This window comes from Streptomyces mangrovi (assembly GCF_900114215.1).
Taxonomy (GTDB): Bacteria; Actinomycetota; Actinomycetes; order Streptomycetales; family Streptomycetaceae; genus Streptomyces; species Streptomyces barkulensis.
In genome coordinates this window covers 55,043-69,600 of sequence record NZ_FOSG01000012.1, presented here as the reverse complement: position 1 = coordinate 69,600, position 14,558 = coordinate 55,043, and the positions used below count along the sequence as shown (strand labels likewise).

Below are 14,558 nucleotides of genomic sequence, written 5' to 3'. Positions count from 1 at the left end.
TGTAGGGAGGGCGGTACCGGTTCAGCGACCGACATCGGCGAGCTTGGCCCGAAGCTGCAGTACGGACTTGGTGTGGATCTGGCTGACCCTGCTCTCCGTGACCCCGAGCACCTGCCCGATCTCGGCGAGGGTGAGCCCTTCGTAGTAGTAGAGGGTCACCACGGTCTTCTCGCGTTCGGGCAGGGTGTTGACCGCCCGGGCCAGCAGCCGTCGCAGCTCTCGGTCCTCGGCGATCTCGACGGGGTTGTCGGCGGCCGTGTCCTCCAGGGTGTCCATGAGGCTCAGCCGGTCGCCGCCCTCCGCGCCGCTGTGGAGCACCTCCTCCAGAGCGACCACGTTGGCCAGCGGCAGCCGGCTGAAGATCCCGTGGAGCTCCTCCAGCGGGATCCCCATCTCGTCCGCGACCTCGGCCTCCGACGGTGTACGCCGCAGCGTCGCCTCCAGCGCGGCGTGGGCACGCTCGAACGCACGGGCCTTCTGCCGCACCGAGCGGGGAATCCAGTCGAGCGCCCGCAGTTCGTCGATCATGGCTCCGCGGATGCGGGTGATGGCGTAGGTCTCGAACTTGATCGAGCGGCCCGGGTCGAACTTCTCGATGGCGTCGATCAGCCCGAAGACCCCGGAGGAGATGAAGTCGGCCTGCTCCACGTTGGCGGGCAGGCCGACACTGACGCGTCCGGCCACGTACTTGACCAGGGGCGAGTAGTGAAGGATCAGCTGTTCCCGCAGTCGCTCGTCGCCCGTGCACTTGTACGACCGCCACAGTTCGTCGAGCGATCCGGGCGGGGCAGGGCGTGCGGCGTCGTCGGCCGCAGTCGGTTCTGCCGTGGCCGTGCGGTCGGGCCCGGGGATGTGATGGGGCATGCGTCGTCTTGAGCCGTTCTGCCGTGATCTGTGCGCTGACGCCGGTGAGTGGCGTACGAAGGGGCCGGGAACCTTCGGAGCGTAGCGTGACTGCGGCGTCGCTCAGTGCGAGTGGCGGCCGGTCGGGCATGCGCAGATACGTTCCGCTGCCCGCACCCCGGGGTTACCCCGGTGGCCGGAACGGCGCGGCCGGGCCATGCGGAATGAAGCGTTCAGCGATCATGCCTCTCACCCTTTCACTCGATCGCCCCGGGTCAAGGACCGCCTCGTCACCTGTTGGTGTGTTGGTTGGCCGCTCTGGCCAACTGCCAGTAGTCACCGACACGTTCGAGGAATCCCAGTGACCGCAGTTCCTGGAGGCGGACGAGCACGCGGTCCTCCGCGAGAGCGGCGGCGCGCGCCACCGACTCGACGCCGAGCGCACCCCGGGCGGGCAGCGCCTCCAGAACGCGTGCCGCCTCCGGGGACAGCAGGTCGCGCGGCACCATGGGCCCGCGTTTCTCGGGGGCCAGTTCGCCGATCGCGCCGACCAGCTCGACGATCTCGGCGGCGTCGGTGACGACGATGCCCTCACCGCGCAGGAGCTGGTGGACGCCCGCCGACAGCCCGCTGGTCACCGGGCCGGGGACACCGATGCAGCCAGGTCCCCGCTGTCGTCACGCCCGGCCAGGGTGCGCGGGTCCACCCGCCCCTCGATCCGCAGCGGCGGCACGGCGGCAGGCACGGGCGTCCCCTCATTCGGCAGCGCATTAATAAGGTCGGCCCACACCCCCGCCCGCAGCCACCGGAACGCCCGGGTGTGCAGCGCCGACCACTTGCCGTACTCGGCCGGGACCTCGCGCCACGTGCACCCGGTCCGCAGCTTGAACAGCACCCCGTCAATCACGCGGCGGTGGTCAAGAAGCCGGTGGTTCGACGGCTCCCACGCCTTCACGATCGGCTCGACCTTGGCCCACGCCTCATCGGTCAGCGGCCCCGGCACCAGCCGCCCGTGGTCCACAAACCACTGAGCCAGCCCGCACGCCTGCCCGACCTGCGTCTTCGGCGTCGGCCCGGTGACCGTGACCCGCACGTCCAGCAACGCCAGCACCTCGGCCTGCTCGGTCGGGGTCATGTCGGCCAGCCGGTCACGCGCCACGGTGGCCAGCGTCTCCAGGTCCCGGGCGCGCTGCTCGGCGGCGGCTGACTCGGCCTGCCACGCCTCGGCCTCGGCCCGCATCTCCTGGAGCTGCTCGACCTCCTCGGCCAGCTTGGTGACGGCAGCCCGCAGCGCGGTGGCCAGGGCTGCGCTGTCGGCTCTGATCTGCTGTTCGACCGCGCGGTTCAGGGCGTCCTGCCGCTCCCTGATCTGGCGGTCGAGGTCCGCGATGCGGTCGGCGTGGGTGGCCTGGTCGCTACCGGCGAGCCCCACCCACTCGGCTGCCATGGTCTTGAGGCGGTCGGGGTCGCTCAGCAGCTTGACCACGTCGCCCCACACGGCGGCCTCCACCGCGTCGGCGTCGATCATCTCGCAGTCGCACACCGGAGCCCCTTCAAATTTAGGCCGGCGACCACTGCACCTGTACTTGCGGCCACCGGGGCGGCGCATCCCGCTGTAATGCGACCCGCACAACCCGTACAGCCGCGTCGACAACGGGTAGACGCTGGCCTGCGGTTTGGGCTTGCCGGTGGCCGACTGCCCCAGCGCCCGGCGCAGCTCGGCCGCCTCGTCAGGCGTGAAGATCGGCGGCAGCCCGATGGTGACCGACTCGCCGTGCCTGGGGGTGCCGTCCTTGCCGACCTTGACCGAGTGCCCCGACCCCGTGCGGCTGGCGTTCCGGAAAATGACCTTGGCTTCGGTCACGGCGGGCGACACCAGCTTGTTGCGCAGGTTGCCGTAGCTCCACGGTCGGCCGGACCTGGTCATGAGCCCCTGCGCGTTCAGCCGGGCAGCCACGTCGGGCGTGGACAGTCCCTCTTCAACGAGCATCCGGCGCGCTTCCCGCAGAACCTCGGCTTCACGGTCGTCTATGACCAGGTGCGACCCGCGCTTGCCCTTGCCCTCGATCCGGTAGCCGTACGGCGGCTGACCTCCCGGCCACCCGCCTGCCTCGGCCTTCTTCTGCAACCCGCCCTGTGTCCGCTCCCGGATGGTGTTCCACTCCATCTCGGCGAACGTGGCCAGCACACCGAGCATGGCCTTGCCGCCCGTGGAAGTGGTGTCGATGTCCTGGGTGACCGACGCGATGCCGACCTCGTGTTCTTTGAGCGTCTCGGCCAGCCGGTAGAAGGTGCCGACCGTGCGCGCGACGCGGTCGAAGCGGTGCACGATCACGGCGTCGATGCGGCCAGCTCGGGCGTCGGCGATCAACCGGTCGAACTCCGGCCGCTGGGCCAGCGACCCCGACACGCCCTCATCCTTGTACACGTCGACGACCGACCACCCCCGGCTGTCGGCGTACTTCCGGCCTGCCTCCTCCTGGATGCCGAGGCCGAACCCTCTGGTCTGCTCGTCGGTGCTGACGCGGGCGTAGATGGCCGCCCGCATGGTTCCCTGGGTGTGCATGCTGCTGGGTCTCCTTGTTGCTCAGCGGTCCGGCCGGGCGGTGGCTCCACCCACCGCCCGGCCGCTGATCAGCCCTGGACGGTGAACTTGGCGGTCCGGCGCTCGTTGCCCCTGGCGTCGGTGTAGACGAACTCGTCGCCCTCGATGACCCCGGTGCGCAGCCACCGGCCGACCTTGGCGGTCACGACCTGCGGCTTCTTGGTGGCGACCTTCTTTCGGCCCGTGCCCTTGTCCTTCTTGGCGGCGGCCTTGTCCTGGGCGCGCTTGATGCCGCTGGTGATCATGTAGGCGAACTTGAACCCCTTGGCCGCGTCGGCGGCGCTGGTGATGGTGCGGTGGCCGCTGGCGTCGGTGCGGGTCACCTGGTGGCCCTCGGCCCCCGCCCGGATCAGGAACGACTTGAGCTTGGCGTCGTGGCCGGGGGCGAACAGCCGGGCGGTGGTGGCGGTGCAACCGGTGGTCTTGCCGTCAGCCTCGAACTGCGAGCAGGTGCAGGCGGTCGGCTCGGCGGCGGTCTTGGCGGCCATTTCAAAACTCCCTTTTCGGCGAAATCAAAAAACCCGGCGCTCGCCGGGAATTCCATTCAATCAGCCGATTTGCGCCAGACACAAGTGGGGATACGGAATGGGCTTTATCTGGCAGCGGAAATCCGCGACTGCTTCACTTGTCTTGGCGCAGTCGCTTCCCAGGAGGGTTCATCATGCCGAACATTCGCACTCATTCATTCACGCTCGCCCTGACCGAATACACACACGGCGAGGTGCACAGCATCGCGGTGCCGTCGCCCGGCGGTGGCCCGTCCACGATCGGCCGGGTGCTGGCATTCCGGGCCTACAACCCCACCGACATGGCAGCAGCGACCAGCGGCGAGCAGTCGGCCGGGCTGGCCTACAAGATCGGCTCGACCTGGATAGAAGCCCTGACCGTGCGCCCGACCTCCGCCGCTGGCAGCCTGGCGTACACCACGGGCAACCAGGGCGACACCTCGCAGTCCGGCAGCGAGACCAACGCTGTCTACAGCGACACCACCCCGCTGTACGTGCTGTTCAACAACGGCACCGACGTGGTGAACACCAGCGATGTCGAGTTCCAGTTGGTGGTGCAAGAAAGCCACTGACCCGGCACAAGCAGGTGCCCGGCATGGGCCTGCTCAAGCCGATGGCCGACTATTCAATTACCACCGCGTCTGTCACTTCTCGTAATTGTGAAGTGTGAGTGTGACACAGCCGCAGCCCTCCCCCATGCCCCCCGTGCCTGGGCACGCAGGGGGCGGGGAGGGCCGCAGCCACACTTACAATTCACAGTTTCCAACTACGGCTCGTTACCGCGCGGGGTCCGGGTAGGCGACCGTGTCCGCCGGGATGCGCTGGGCGGGGACGGCCTCCTCGGCCACCTGCTGGCGGCCTCTGATCTGCCGGAGCTTCACCGACCAGTAGGCCACCTCCCCCGCCGTCCAGCGGGCGGCCTTGTACCCGACGTACACCACTCCGACCGCCGCTCCCCCACCCACCACGGGGCCCAGCTCGGCCACCGCGTGCGTGCCGCCGATGGCTGCGGAATTCGCGCCGAATACCGCCCACGGAATCCACCGCCGAGGCCGCCGGACGATCGTGCCAGCGCCCACCGTGGCCACCTTCGGCCGCCCGGCTTTGGTCAGTCCGGCCCGCCTTTTGGCGGCGGTGTCGTGGGTGTACGAGGCGGCGAAGCTGACTTTCCGTCCGTCGCGGGTCCGGAATTCCGGCCGGAACGCCTTGGTGGTGGTCATGTCTGTGGTCCTCTGCTTCTCTGCGCGGGTCGTTAAGGTCGGGCCGGCCGGGGCTTTCCGTGGTATCTCCGGCGGCCTCTCGTGGGTGGGCCGGGCCCGGGGCCCCGGGGCGGTCTTCTGTGCGCTCCGAGACCCCACGGGAGGCCGGGACGAGGTATCCCGGCCTCCCGGGCTCAGGCGTAGCCGCCCTGCATGGGCTGGCCCTGCTTCTCCTGCATGCGCTTGGCGGTGCGCCGGATGCTGTCGGCGTTCATGTCGGGCCGCAGACGAGCGGCCACCGTGGCCACCTCGTCCAGCCGGACACCGTGTCCGGACAGTGTCCGGACGAGGTCCGCCGGGCCGGACGCCTCCTTGGCCAGAGCGGACAGGGCGTCCGGCGTGTCCGTCCGGGCGTCCGGGCCGGTCAGAGCGGGTGCGGGAATCCGGGTGTCCGGCTGTCCGGACACCGTGTCCGGGGTGTCCGTCCGGCGTCCGTCCGGCGTCCGGACACTGTCCGTCCGGGCGGACACCAGCATCCGGCCGGAGTCCAGGGCGGCCAGCTCGTCGGCGGTCGCGGCCCGGGTCCGGTTGAGCTGCCGGGTGATGGCCGCCAGAGCGCGCTGGCCGTTGACCTCGCTGCGCTCGGCCTCGACCCACTGCCGCGTCTCGTCGTCCAGTTCGCACGTCTGGTGCCGCATGACCACGAACCACATGCCCTTGGCGATGGCCGACACCAGCGCGCCGAACACGCCGACCCACATCGACCCGGCCAGCGCGCCGTGCGTGAAGATGGCCGCCATCGACACCGCCAGCGCCACCCAACCGGCGACCTTCGGCAGCCTGGCCCTGCGCTGGTCGAACCGGGCCAGCCACTCCACCGCCAGGCAGCCGATCCACGCGAGGTCGAACACGGCGGCAACCAGGTAGCTGACCCACGTGGGGGCGGCCTGGCTCAGCAGATCGCCGATGCTGACCGTCGACCAGGCCACCGCCCCCGCCACCACCAGGCAGGTGCCGACCGTGACCGCTCGCAGGACCGTGGCGTCAAGGTCGCGCGGCGGCACCGGCACCTCGACCTTGTACTTCTGATCGACCTCGTGCACCTTGCCGTCGACGACCTTCTCGACCCGTCGAATGCGGGTTTCAGTGCGGAACTTCACCGTGGTTTCCTTGTCTGTGTGGGTGGCCACCCCGCCTTGGCTTGCAGGCGTGACGGGGTGGCCGCTTCTGTGTCTTGGGCCGCGTCAGCGGTCGGCGCGCTCGACGGGCGTCAGCCGGGCCAGCGGGCCGGAGTGCGCACGCAGGTCGCTGGCCAGACGGTTCAGACCGTTGTCGACGGTGCCGACCTCGCTGGCGGCCACGACCACCGCCCTGGCCAGCAGCTCCGGCGCGGGGGTCCGCTGAGCGTTGGGGAGCTGGGCGGCCTCCAGGCCAGCCGCGTGCTGCCGGATCACCTCGTTGCGGTTGCAGGCGGCTCGGGCCAGGTCGGCCAGGGCGGCAACCGCCGCGTCGAACTTCCGGGCCAGGTCGGGCAGCGTGATGCCCTCGGCCGTCATGGCGGCCTCAGCATCCGCCTTGAGCTTCTCGCGCTGGGCTTCACGCTCGGCGGCCTGCCGGGCGCGCTCGTCGGCGGCGGCGATCTCTTCGGCCTTGGCTTCCAGCCGGGCGGCCTCCTCGGCCTCGATCGCCTGCCGGGCGCGGGTCATCGGGTCTGCGTTCATCGGTTGCTTCTCCTGTGTCTCTCGTTGCGCTCGGGTGCGGCTCGGCACGGGTACGACCACACCCGTGCCGGGTGCCGGTCTGTGTCAGTCCTCGCCGCGCCGGGCCGCGCGCCGGGCCTGCTCGTCCACGGCCTCGGTGGTGCCGTCGGCGTAGGTGCGCACCATCTGGCCGGTGAGCGGGTCGCGGCTCAGGACGTGGCTGCGCTCGTCGGGTGCCTCGCGCCGACCCTGGTGGGTGGCGACCCGCCGGTACCGGGCCATCTCCTCGTCGGTCACGGTGCCGTCGCCGTCCTCCGACTGGCCGTTGGTGACGGTGGCCGTGTGCACCCGCCCGGCGTCGCCGGAGGTGAAGAACCGCCCGGCCACCTGTCCGCCGTGCATTTGTGCCCGCAGGTCGTCCACGCTCGGGCCGTCCGGCGTCATCGGGCCCTGCACGACCTGGCTGAATTCACGATTCGTCATTGCTGCTGTCCTCCTGGTTGATGATTCGTTTGGCCTCGTCGCTGTCGAACGGGACGCCGTGCATTCGCTCGAAGTCGTCGCGTACCGCGCCGAGCTGCTTCTTGAGGTCAACAAGGAAGTCCTTGGTGTCTTCGAGGTCGGCACCCTCGTCGCGCTGCGGCTTCATTCGGATGTAAGCCTGAGTCAGGTCGCCAATCGCCTTGGAGGCGAAAGCCCAGTCTCGGTAATTGGCCGAAGCGTCGAGGTAAGCAATGGCGATGGCCACCCGGTCCGCCAGCGATTCGGCCAGCCCGGCCTGCCTCAGATTGAGGTCGGCAATTCGGGCCTTGAGAGCCTTCTCGGTCTGGGTGCGGTCAAAGCTCAGGCCGTTGCGCTGAGCGATTCGGGAAACGGTCGCTGTGGACACCCCGGTCATTCGGGCGATCTCGTTCCGGCCGAACCCTTGACCGATCAGGCGTACCACTTCCCACGCGCGACCCTGTACCGGTCCTTGCGCCTGCGCCACCTCGTCAGCCACGCGGCCCCCTCATGACCACGGCTGCCGCCTGCTCGATGGCGTCGAGCTGCCGGGTGGTGGTGGCCTGCCCGGCCAGCTTCACCAGCTTCTGCATGGTGGCGATCCGCAGCGCGTCCATGCCGCTGGCTCGGACCACCGTGGCGGCGGCGGGGGTCTGGCCGTACGCGCCTTCCGGTCCCTTGGTCATCGGCGTCACGCCCTGGCTGTCGATCTGCCACCAGTCGACGCTGGCCGCTGTTCCGCTGTCGATCGACACCCACCCGCTTTCTGCCATCACGTACTCGCTCATTTCTTCACCTCCTCCACGATTTCACCGAGTGGCTTTCCGGTCGCCTGCGCGATCTTCTTGAGACTTTCGAGGTTCGGTCGGTGAACTCCGGCTTCCCACCGGTTCACCATGAACCGCGAGGTTCCCACCGCTGCGGCGAATTCCTCTTGCGTCATGCCCCGGGAATGTCGAAGCTCCCGGATGCTCGCTCCGTCCATGTAAAAATTCCAGCACGTGCGGAGGGCCGCACAAAATACCATTCGGGGGTTGCGTTTTCCGCAAAGCATTGCGGCCACCGCCGCCGTGGCTTTTACTGGAACTGTCTCCACCGGTCGGAAGGGTCGTTGACGGCGGCGAAGCCCCCTCAGGCATTGCTTGAGGGGGCTTCGTTGTGTTGGCGGTCAACCCCGCCGGCCGCACTTCCCGTGTTCGCTCTGAAACGACTCGTGACAGCCGCGGAGCCCTGCCAGCCACGCCGCGCGCCGCGCGCTGGTGTCGTCGTGGCCTCCGGTGGTATCTCCCGTGGCCTCGTGGGGTGGCTCCGGGCGTCCGGGCCCGGCCCTGCTCTCCCGGGCCCTCGGAGATACCGTCCCGGCCCTCAGCCCTCCCGACCCGCCAAGATCCCACGAGAGGCCACCGGGGGGTCCGGCACTTGCGCGGCCGACAAGGTACATAGGTACGGGCTAGGTACACCCAGAACCGAATCGCCCTAGCTTCTTTTTTGGCAGTAAGCGGCTCCGGAACGTACCTAGCCCGTACCTATGTACCTTGTGCGAGACGCAAGTACCCGGACACGCAACGGGGGCGCGGGTGGCCGACTGCTCCACCCGCGCCCGCGTCCTGCGGGTCACTCGCTCAGGGCGACCCCGCGCAGCTTCCGTACGTTGCTGGACTTGAAGGTTTCGATGGGCGTTCCGTTCTCGATGCTCCAGGTCTTGAGCATCCGGACCAGCAGGCTCTTACCGGCCCGGTCGTCGGCCTTCTTCACGAAGTCCACGCCGCCCGCCTGCACCCACGCCGTGTACCGGACCCAGATCACGTCGCTGGCCACGGTGGCTCCCTCGGTGAAGACCAAGCACTCTTCGATGAAGTCGCCGATGTGGTCGTTCTCGCGCTTGTACTCCTTGACCGCCTGGGCGACCTGGGGCGGGTCAGGCACGAAGCTCTCGGCTGCTGCCAGCCGGGCCCCCTCGACCGCCCACGCCATGATGGCCGGACCCTCGTTCAGCATCATCTGTTCGACCAGCTTCGGGTTCTTCTGGCCGTCGCTGATCTGCGCTCGCATCGGGATGACCTTCATGCGTCGCTCGACGCCGGAGTCGAAGGCGATGGACGGCTGAGCGTTACCGAACATGACCGGCGTGAACGCGGGCAGGAACTCGAACCAGCTCTTGTTCTTGTACGAGGCCGTGAGGGTGTCCTCGCCCGTGAACTTCTTGAACTGCGCCTCGTTGATGCGCTGGCCCTGCCGGGTCTCGGAGAACACGACCAGCCGCGCACCCGCCAGCCGGGCCAAGGGCTCGTTGTGTCCGCTGCTCGACTCGTTGAAGACGCTGAGATCGGCCGAGGTGGCGTAGTCACCGAGCAGCCTCGACAACACTCGCGTCAGGGTGGTCTTGCCCGACCGACCAGGCCCGTACAGGAAGAACGCGACCTGGTGCGCGTTGTTGCCGATCAGGCACATCCCGAACATGCGCTGGATGTACTCGATCATCTCGATGTCGCCCTGAAAGGCCCAGCCGAGGAAGTCCATCCACATCGGACACTTGGCGTTCGGGTCGTACTCGACCGTCGTGCCCCGGGTCAGCAGGTACTTCCGGTCAACCGGCAGCAGCTCGCCCGTCCGCAAGTCCACCACGCCGTTACCGACGAGCAGCTTGTACGGGTCGGCGTCGAAGTCTGAGATCTCCGTCTCGATCGGCAGCATCACCGACGCCTCACTGAGCGCAGCGCTGATGCCCGGCCCGGAGCAGGATCGGCCGAACCAGCGCATCAGGTCCTCGCCGCGCTGCTTCTCTTCCATCTCCTCGATCGCCTCGGAGATCTTGTCGGCCACGTTGTGCATGAACCGCCGGGCCTGGCCGTCACCGCGCGCCCACCGTCGACCGTCCCAGGTCAGCCAGCCCCACCCGGGGGCGTGGCGCATGTCCTCGCCGTGGAGGTCACGGAGTCGCCGCCCGTTGCCCAGGTCGGTGTGATCGTGGTGCCACAGAATCGACTTGGGCCTGTCAGCGGTCGGCGCGCTGATCTTCGGCTGCTCCTTGGCCTGCTCGCGCTCCCAGATCGAACGGGCGGTCTTCATGAATCGGTCCTCCTCGTGAGGCACCTCGGATTCGCTGTCGATCTCGCGCAGCTCACGGAGGTAGGTGTCGTAGTCGGTGTGCTTGCGGGCGAGGTGCCCGGCCACCCGGCACAGCCAGGCGTTATCGCGCCCGGGGTGGTCCGGCGGTAGCGCGCGCAGCTCCGCCAGGCTCGCGCCGCCGGGGTGGCTCCCCGCAGGGGTCGCGGCGGCCCGGGACGGGGTACGGGAGCGCACGGAGGACCCGCCCGGGTGCCGGGCGGCCTGCTGGATCTCCGAGAGCCACGGAGGGGCCACGATGGGCTCGCGGTCGCTGACCACCTCGTACCGCTTCCCGCCGATCACCGACCCGGGTGCGACGATCAGCGACCCGCGCCCGGTCTTGATGTCGATGCCGGGGTACCGGCCCGGGTCGAGTGGCGCGCTCTTGAGCGGCCGGGCGGGGTCGGCCCGGTAGATGAAGTGGAGGCTGTCGGGTCCGGATGCCGTGTGGTGGGTCCGGGTCAGCGGCAACGATCCGTAGTCGGCCTCCAGCTTGGCCAGCGAGGCCGTGCCGCCGTTCTTGGGGTCGACGTCCACGACGGTGAAGTTCGCCAGGGTCAGCGCGATGTTCTGCCACCCGTGCGGCGCGAACGACCGCCACATCTCCTCGACCTCTTCCGGGTCGGTCATGGCGAGGTCCGGCCAGCCCTTGTAGGTCGGCATCTTCTTGTTGGTCGGCATCGGCACCACGCCGAAGCCCAGATCAGCGAAGTACGCGGCGCGGCTGGTGTCGTGCTGAGGCACCTCGTCCTGCGCTTGCGCAGAGGGGAAGGTCTGGGTTTTCATGGGGGTGTCGCTTTCTCTCTGACCCCCGGGCTGGTTTGGCCGCCACCCCCGGGGGTCGATTCATGTTCGGGCTACTTCTTCGGACCGAAGAGAATTCGGAGGAGCCTCTTTCGCTCGGACTCCGTCATCGGTCGGGCGTCGCGCATCTCCATCACGCCGACACCGGCTCTCGGTCATCCGCTGCCTTGATGAAGGCGTCCATCGGGGCGTCGAGGGCGCGGGCAAGGGTGGCCAGCGCGGGGACGGAGAGGCCGCCTCGCCCGCGCTCGATCCGGCTGATGTCGGTGGCCGGGCGGCCGACCTTGGCGGCCAGCTTGTTCTGGGACAGACCGCGCTCCAGCCTGATGCGACGCAGCGCGTCAGGGTCGAATTCGAACTCGAACTTCATGGCAGGCTCCAGGGACAGGAATGTCAGGTGGAATTCGCCGCCATGCGGAAACTTGGACCTCAACTCGCCATAAGCGAGGGGTCTGACCGGGGGCTGTGCCGCCCGGATGCACCCAGTACAGCACGGCCCACGGTCTGTGCGGTATTACCGGTGCACGGGACGTTCCAGCGCGGTCACTCGTCGTGCGGCCGGCCAAGTCGCGGAACGCCAACATGACACCCCGGCGGTCCCCCGGCCGGGCCGGTGGCGCGGTGTGGGGTCGTCCCGGGCTCCGGTGGGGTCTCCGGGCGCACAGAACGGCCACCCCGGGCGTCTGGGCCGGGGGTGGCCGTCTCGTGGTCTTCCGTGGGCGTCCGTGGGCGCGGGGTGCTTAACCCCGGTCGGCCGGAGGCACCGGCCACGTGCCAAGCCCAAGCTCGACGCGCACGACACCCTGAGTCTTCAAGTGCGCCAGCGCCTTCTGGATCGTCGACACCGCCACGCCGAACTCGGTCGACAGAGCCACCAGACCGGGCAGGCGTTCGCCAGCCGGGTACGTACCGGCGTCGATGCGCCGCTCGACCTCGGCGGCCACCTGCTTCCACACCGGCTTGCTGCGGTCAAGCTCAAGATCACTCACGCTGGCGACGCTACGAGCACGTACCACGGTGCGCTACCGAGAGCACGAGAGCACGCGTACACTCGATCAGCGCGATAACTCGATAAGTCCTGGTGAGTGCGACACAAGGGGGCGCGACACGTGGCCGATTTCTGGATCAGGGTCTACAAGGTCAACCCGGTGACGAGGCGGCGACAGGAGGTCAGCCGTTGGGCGTCGCCACCCGAACGGCTGCCCGACGTTCCGCTGATCTCGGGAGTGTGGCCGCCGTGCGAGTGCCCTCGGTGCGACGGCTCCGGCCGACCACCTGCCCGTACCGCCTGATCACGCCATTCCGGCGCAACCCTGTACAGATCATCACTTGCCGCCCTTATGCTCTCGCCCATGACGACAACGACACCTTCCAACCGCCCCTGCACGTGCGGCAGTTACTCGTATCTGGTGCTGGTCCACGAGGGGGCCAAGGGCGACAAGGTCTGGCAACGGAGGGACACCGGTTGCGCCGACACGACTCACCGCACGTTCGCCGCCGGGCACGACTCGAAACTCAAGTCGCTGCTCATCGCGGCCGGGATCGGCGGTCACCAGATCCAGCAGGTCTCGGGCGACGTGGTCACCGCCAAGGACGCGCTGCGGGTGGCCGCCGACCTGGGCTGGGAGGACATCGTTCGCGAGGGCATCGCCAGAGGACGCGGTAACCGCCCCTGACAGCCTGCGAGCCCCGGAGGTCGCCGTGACCTCCGGGGCTCTCAGGCTGTCAGCGGGTAGAGCCGCCGGGTTCGATCTCACCTGTCGTTCCGCCCTGGCCCGGCAACAGGCGGTCGGTGACCGTGCCGGGGTCAGGAGACAGACCGAGGGTCCGCAGCGCGGTCACGCTCTTGAGACGGTCCCGAAGGTCGTCATCCTCGATGCGGTCGATCAGGGCGGTGGCCTGCTCAAGGGTGCGGTCGTCCTGGATGTTCTTGTGGATGCGCTCGGCCTGCTCGGTCAGATGCTTGCGTGCCCGGTGCGAGTGAAGGGCGAACGCACCGCCACATGAGGTGATCAACAGACCACTCAGCGCGGTCAGTACCGGCAGGTAGCTCCAGTCCGGGTTGCCTGCGTTGGCCAGCGCCAGGCAGCCGCCGACCAGCAAGATGAGCGCCCCGCCGGACATGAAGAACACGCTCAGCCGGAACGTGGTCTCGGCTTGCTTGAGCGCCTGCTTGAGGAAGTCGAAGAAGAAGTTTTGCCGCTGGGTCGCCAGGTCGGGCTCTGATGGAGCAGGGTTTCTCTCAATCGACCCAGTGTTGACGAATTGCACAACCGAGCCGTAGATGCTGCCGCTGACAGCTACGCCGCTCCTCCCCGCATTGCTCCTTTCGGGCTCCTCCTCATCCCCGCCCACAGCGGTGCGCGTCATGGCTGTCCCCCGATCGTCCGCGTCTGCTGCTCTACGTGAGTGCAAATCAGCCTAGCGTTAACGACCGGGGGCGTCGGTCAGAGAAGTCAGATGGAGGGTTGTTTCGGTCAGGCGGCGGTCTGGAGCCGGAATCGGAGCGGCACCCTGGTGTATGGGTCTTGGAACGCCCATGGTGAGCCTGCCCAACCCGAGAGCCCGCCGCGCGGTGACCAGCGAGCCGCTGCGCAGCTCCGCCTCCACCACCACGGTGCCGCGGGTGAGGGCCGCGATCACGCGGTTGCGCAGGACGAAACGGCTGCGGGTGGGGTGGTCGCCGGGCGGCAGCTCCGCGACCAGCAGTCCCTGCTCCCCGACGCGCCGGATCAGCTCGCCGTTGCCCGGCGGGTAAGCCACATCGACCCCGCAGGCCAGGACCGCGACGGTCGCTCCCTCCACCGCCAGAGCCCCGCTGTGCGCGGCGCCGTCCACTCCGTACGCGGCGCCGGAGACCACCGTCCAGCCACGGGAGGCCAGGCTGGAACCGAGCGTCGCGGCTACATGGGCGCCGTAGTCCGTGCACGCCCGGGAGCCGACGACGGCGACCGACCGCAGTGCCCACATCCGCAGCGAGGCCCTGCCGCGCACCCACAGGCCCACGGGGCGTCCGTCGCCCAGGTCCTCCAGCTGACTCGGCCACTCGGGGTCACCCGGGCAGACGAAGCGCCCGCCCAGCCCACCGATCGTGTCGAGGTCGGCCTCGGGGTCGAGTCCTCGCGCGCGCTTGCGCAGCCCGGCCCAGCGGGCCCGGGACGCGCCGGGCAGCGGGGAGTCGGATCCGAACGCCTTGAGCGTCTCCACCGCCCCGTACCGGTCGAGCCACCGGTTCATCGCCTCGTCTCCGGGCTCCCCGATCCTGGTGAGCGCCGCCCGGGCCACTCGCTCC

Annotated in this window: 16 protein-coding genes and 2 pseudogenes; 2 read left to right on the top strand and 16 right to left on the bottom strand. The window is 69.0% G+C overall.

Features of this window, described 5'->3' with window-relative positions; all coding sequences use genetic code 11:
* Nucleotides 1-21: 21 nt before the first annotated feature.
* From whiG to BM237_RS17790, 4 genes and pseudogenes are all read right to left on the bottom strand, one after another.
* Nucleotides 22-864, bottom strand: a complete 843-nt coding sequence (gene whiG / locus BM237_RS17805) for an RNA polymerase sigma factor WhiG (RefSeq protein ID WP_093850679.1) — start codon at nt 862-864, stop codon at nt 22-24.
* Nucleotides 865-1,133: 269 nt separating this feature from the next.
* Nucleotides 1,134-1,511, bottom strand: a pseudogene (locus tag BM237_RS17800) (DNA-processing protein DprA); the annotation flags it as partial.
* The gene (locus tag BM237_RS17795) at nt 1,478-3,391 is read right to left on the bottom strand and encodes a recombinase family protein (RefSeq protein ID WP_245793724.1); all 1,914 of its coding nucleotides are present in this window, start codon (nt 3,389-3,391) and stop codon (nt 1,478-1,480) included. The gene BM237_RS17795 and the pseudogene BM237_RS17800, both read right to left, overlap by 34 nt.
* A gap of 86 nt (nt 3,392-3,477) precedes the next feature.
* Nucleotides 3,478-3,936 carry a hypothetical protein gene (locus BM237_RS17790; RefSeq protein WP_093850677.1) on the bottom strand — a complete coding sequence of 153 codons (459 nt, stop codon included), beginning with the start codon at nt 3,934-3,936 and terminating at the stop codon, nt 3,478-3,480.
* Between the two features lie 287 nt (nt 3,937-4,223).
* On the opposite strand from BM237_RS17790, the gene BM237_RS17785 reads away from it, so the two are divergent.
* Nucleotides 4,224-4,526: a hypothetical protein gene (locus BM237_RS17785; protein ID WP_139238126.1), complete on the top strand. Its 303-nt coding sequence runs from the start codon at nt 4,224-4,226 to the stop codon at nt 4,524-4,526.
* Between the two features lie 204 nt (nt 4,527-4,730).
* Here BM237_RS17785 and BM237_RS17780 read toward each other — a convergent pair whose 3' ends face one another.
* From BM237_RS17780 to BM237_RS17735, 10 genes are all read right to left on the bottom strand, one after another.
* Nucleotides 4,731-5,174, bottom strand: a complete 444-nt coding sequence (locus BM237_RS17780) for a hypothetical protein (RefSeq protein WP_093850675.1) — start codon at nt 5,172-5,174, stop codon at nt 4,731-4,733.
* 173 nt (nt 5,175-5,347) lie between these two features.
* Nucleotides 5,348-6,313, bottom strand: a complete 966-nt coding sequence (locus BM237_RS17775; protein WP_093850674.1) for an MFS transporter — start codon at nt 6,311-6,313, stop codon at nt 5,348-5,350.
* Nucleotides 6,314-6,397: 84 nt separating this feature from the next.
* Nucleotides 6,398-6,874, bottom strand: a complete 477-nt coding sequence (locus BM237_RS17770) for a hypothetical protein (protein WP_093850673.1) — start codon at nt 6,872-6,874, stop codon at nt 6,398-6,400.
* An 84-nt stretch (nt 6,875-6,958) separates the two neighbouring features.
* A complete protein-coding gene (locus BM237_RS17765; RefSeq protein ID WP_139238125.1) occupies nt 6,959-7,336 on the bottom strand; it encodes a hypothetical protein in 378 nt (125 codons plus the stop codon).
* Nucleotides 7,323-7,853, bottom strand: a complete 531-nt coding sequence (locus BM237_RS17760; RefSeq protein WP_175541050.1) for a helix-turn-helix domain-containing protein — start codon at nt 7,851-7,853, stop codon at nt 7,323-7,325. The genes BM237_RS17765 and BM237_RS17760 overlap by 14 nt, the downstream gene beginning before the upstream one ends.
* On the bottom strand, nt 7,846-8,142 hold the full coding sequence (locus BM237_RS17755) for a hypothetical protein (RefSeq protein ID WP_093850671.1): 297 nt from the start codon (nt 8,140-8,142) through the stop codon (nt 7,846-7,848). Before BM237_RS17755 ends, BM237_RS17760 begins: the two co-directional genes overlap by 8 nt.
* Complete coding sequence (locus BM237_RS29355; protein ID WP_281253937.1) at nt 8,139-8,339, bottom strand: helix-turn-helix transcriptional regulator; 201 nt, start codon at nt 8,337-8,339, stop codon at nt 8,139-8,141. Before BM237_RS29355 ends, BM237_RS17755 begins: the two co-directional genes overlap by 4 nt.
* Before the next feature lie 629 nt (nt 8,340-8,968).
* Nucleotides 8,969-11,248 (bottom strand): phage/plasmid primase, P4 family, encoded by a 2,280-nt coding sequence (locus BM237_RS17745; RefSeq protein ID WP_093850669.1) that lies wholly within the window; start codon nt 11,246-11,248, stop codon nt 8,969-8,971.
* Between the two features lie 151 nt (nt 11,249-11,399).
* A complete protein-coding gene (locus BM237_RS17740; RefSeq protein WP_093850668.1) occupies nt 11,400-11,636 on the bottom strand; it encodes a helix-turn-helix domain-containing protein in 237 nt (78 codons plus the stop codon).
* Nucleotides 11,637-12,006: 370 nt separating this feature from the next.
* A complete protein-coding gene (locus BM237_RS17735; RefSeq protein ID WP_093850667.1) occupies nt 12,007-12,255 on the bottom strand; it encodes a GntR family transcriptional regulator in 249 nt (82 codons plus the stop codon).
* 363 nt (nt 12,256-12,618) lie between these two features.
* Between BM237_RS17735 and BM237_RS17730 the strand changes: the two genes are divergently transcribed.
* The gene (locus tag BM237_RS17730) at nt 12,619-12,942 is read left to right on the top strand and encodes a hypothetical protein (protein WP_175541048.1); all 324 of its coding nucleotides are present in this window, start codon (nt 12,619-12,621) and stop codon (nt 12,940-12,942) included.
* 49 nt (nt 12,943-12,991) lie between these two features.
* On the opposite strand, the gene BM237_RS17725 is transcribed toward BM237_RS17730, so the two are convergent.
* Together BM237_RS17725 and dprA are read right to left on the bottom strand one after the other, a co-directional pair.
* Nucleotides 12,992-13,636, bottom strand: coding sequence for a TRADD-N-associated membrane domain-containing protein (locus BM237_RS17725; protein ID WP_175541047.1), 645 nt, complete (start codon nt 13,634-13,636; stop codon nt 12,992-12,994).
* 141 nt (nt 13,637-13,777) lie between these two features.
* A pseudogene (gene dprA, locus BM237_RS17720) lies at nt 13,778-14,551 on the bottom strand (DNA-processing protein DprA); the annotation flags it as partial.
* Between the last annotated feature and the right edge of the window lie 7 nt (nt 14,552-14,558).

Excerpts from the sequence above, each read along its gene's own strand:
- BM237_RS17765 (WP_139238125.1), bottom strand. The coding sequence starts at position 7,336 with ATGACGAATCGTGAATTCAGCCAGGTCGTGCAGGGCCCGATGACGCCG.
- BM237_RS17770 (WP_093850673.1), bottom strand. The coding sequence starts at position 6,874 with ATGAACGCAGACCCGATGACCCGCGCCCGGCAGGCGATCGAGGCCGAG.
- BM237_RS17795 (WP_245793724.1), bottom strand. The coding sequence starts at position 3,391 with ATGCGGGCGGCCATCTACGCCCGCGTCAGCACCGACGAGCAGACCAGA.
- BM237_RS17725 (WP_175541047.1), bottom strand. The coding sequence starts at position 13,636 with ATGACGCGCACCGCTGTGGGCGGGGATGAGGAGGAGCCCGAAAGGAGC.
- BM237_RS17755 (WP_093850671.1), bottom strand. The coding sequence starts at position 8,142 with ATGAGCGAGTACGTGATGGCAGAAAGCGGGTGGGTGTCGATCGACAGC.
- BM237_RS17745 (WP_093850669.1), bottom strand. The coding sequence starts at position 11,248 with ATGAAAACCCAGACCTTCCCCTCTGCGCAAGCGCAGGACGAGGTGCCT.
- BM237_RS29355 (WP_281253937.1), bottom strand. The coding sequence starts at position 8,339 with ATGGACGGAGCGAGCATCCGGGAGCTTCGACATTCCCGGGGCATGACG.
- whiG (WP_093850679.1), bottom strand. The coding sequence starts at position 864 with ATGCCCCATCACATCCCCGGGCCCGACCGCACGGCCACGGCAGAACCG.
- BM237_RS17780 (WP_093850675.1), bottom strand. The coding sequence starts at position 5,174 with ATGACCACCACCAAGGCGTTCCGGCCGGAATTCCGGACCCGCGACGGA.
- BM237_RS17730 (WP_175541048.1), top strand. The coding sequence starts at position 12,619 with ATGACGACAACGACACCTTCCAACCGCCCCTGCACGTGCGGCAGTTAC.
- BM237_RS17740 (WP_093850668.1), bottom strand. The coding sequence starts at position 11,636 with ATGAAGTTCGAGTTCGAATTCGACCCTGACGCGCTGCGTCGCATCAGG.
- BM237_RS17790 (WP_093850677.1), bottom strand. The coding sequence starts at position 3,936 with ATGGCCGCCAAGACCGCCGCCGAGCCGACCGCCTGCACCTGCTCGCAG.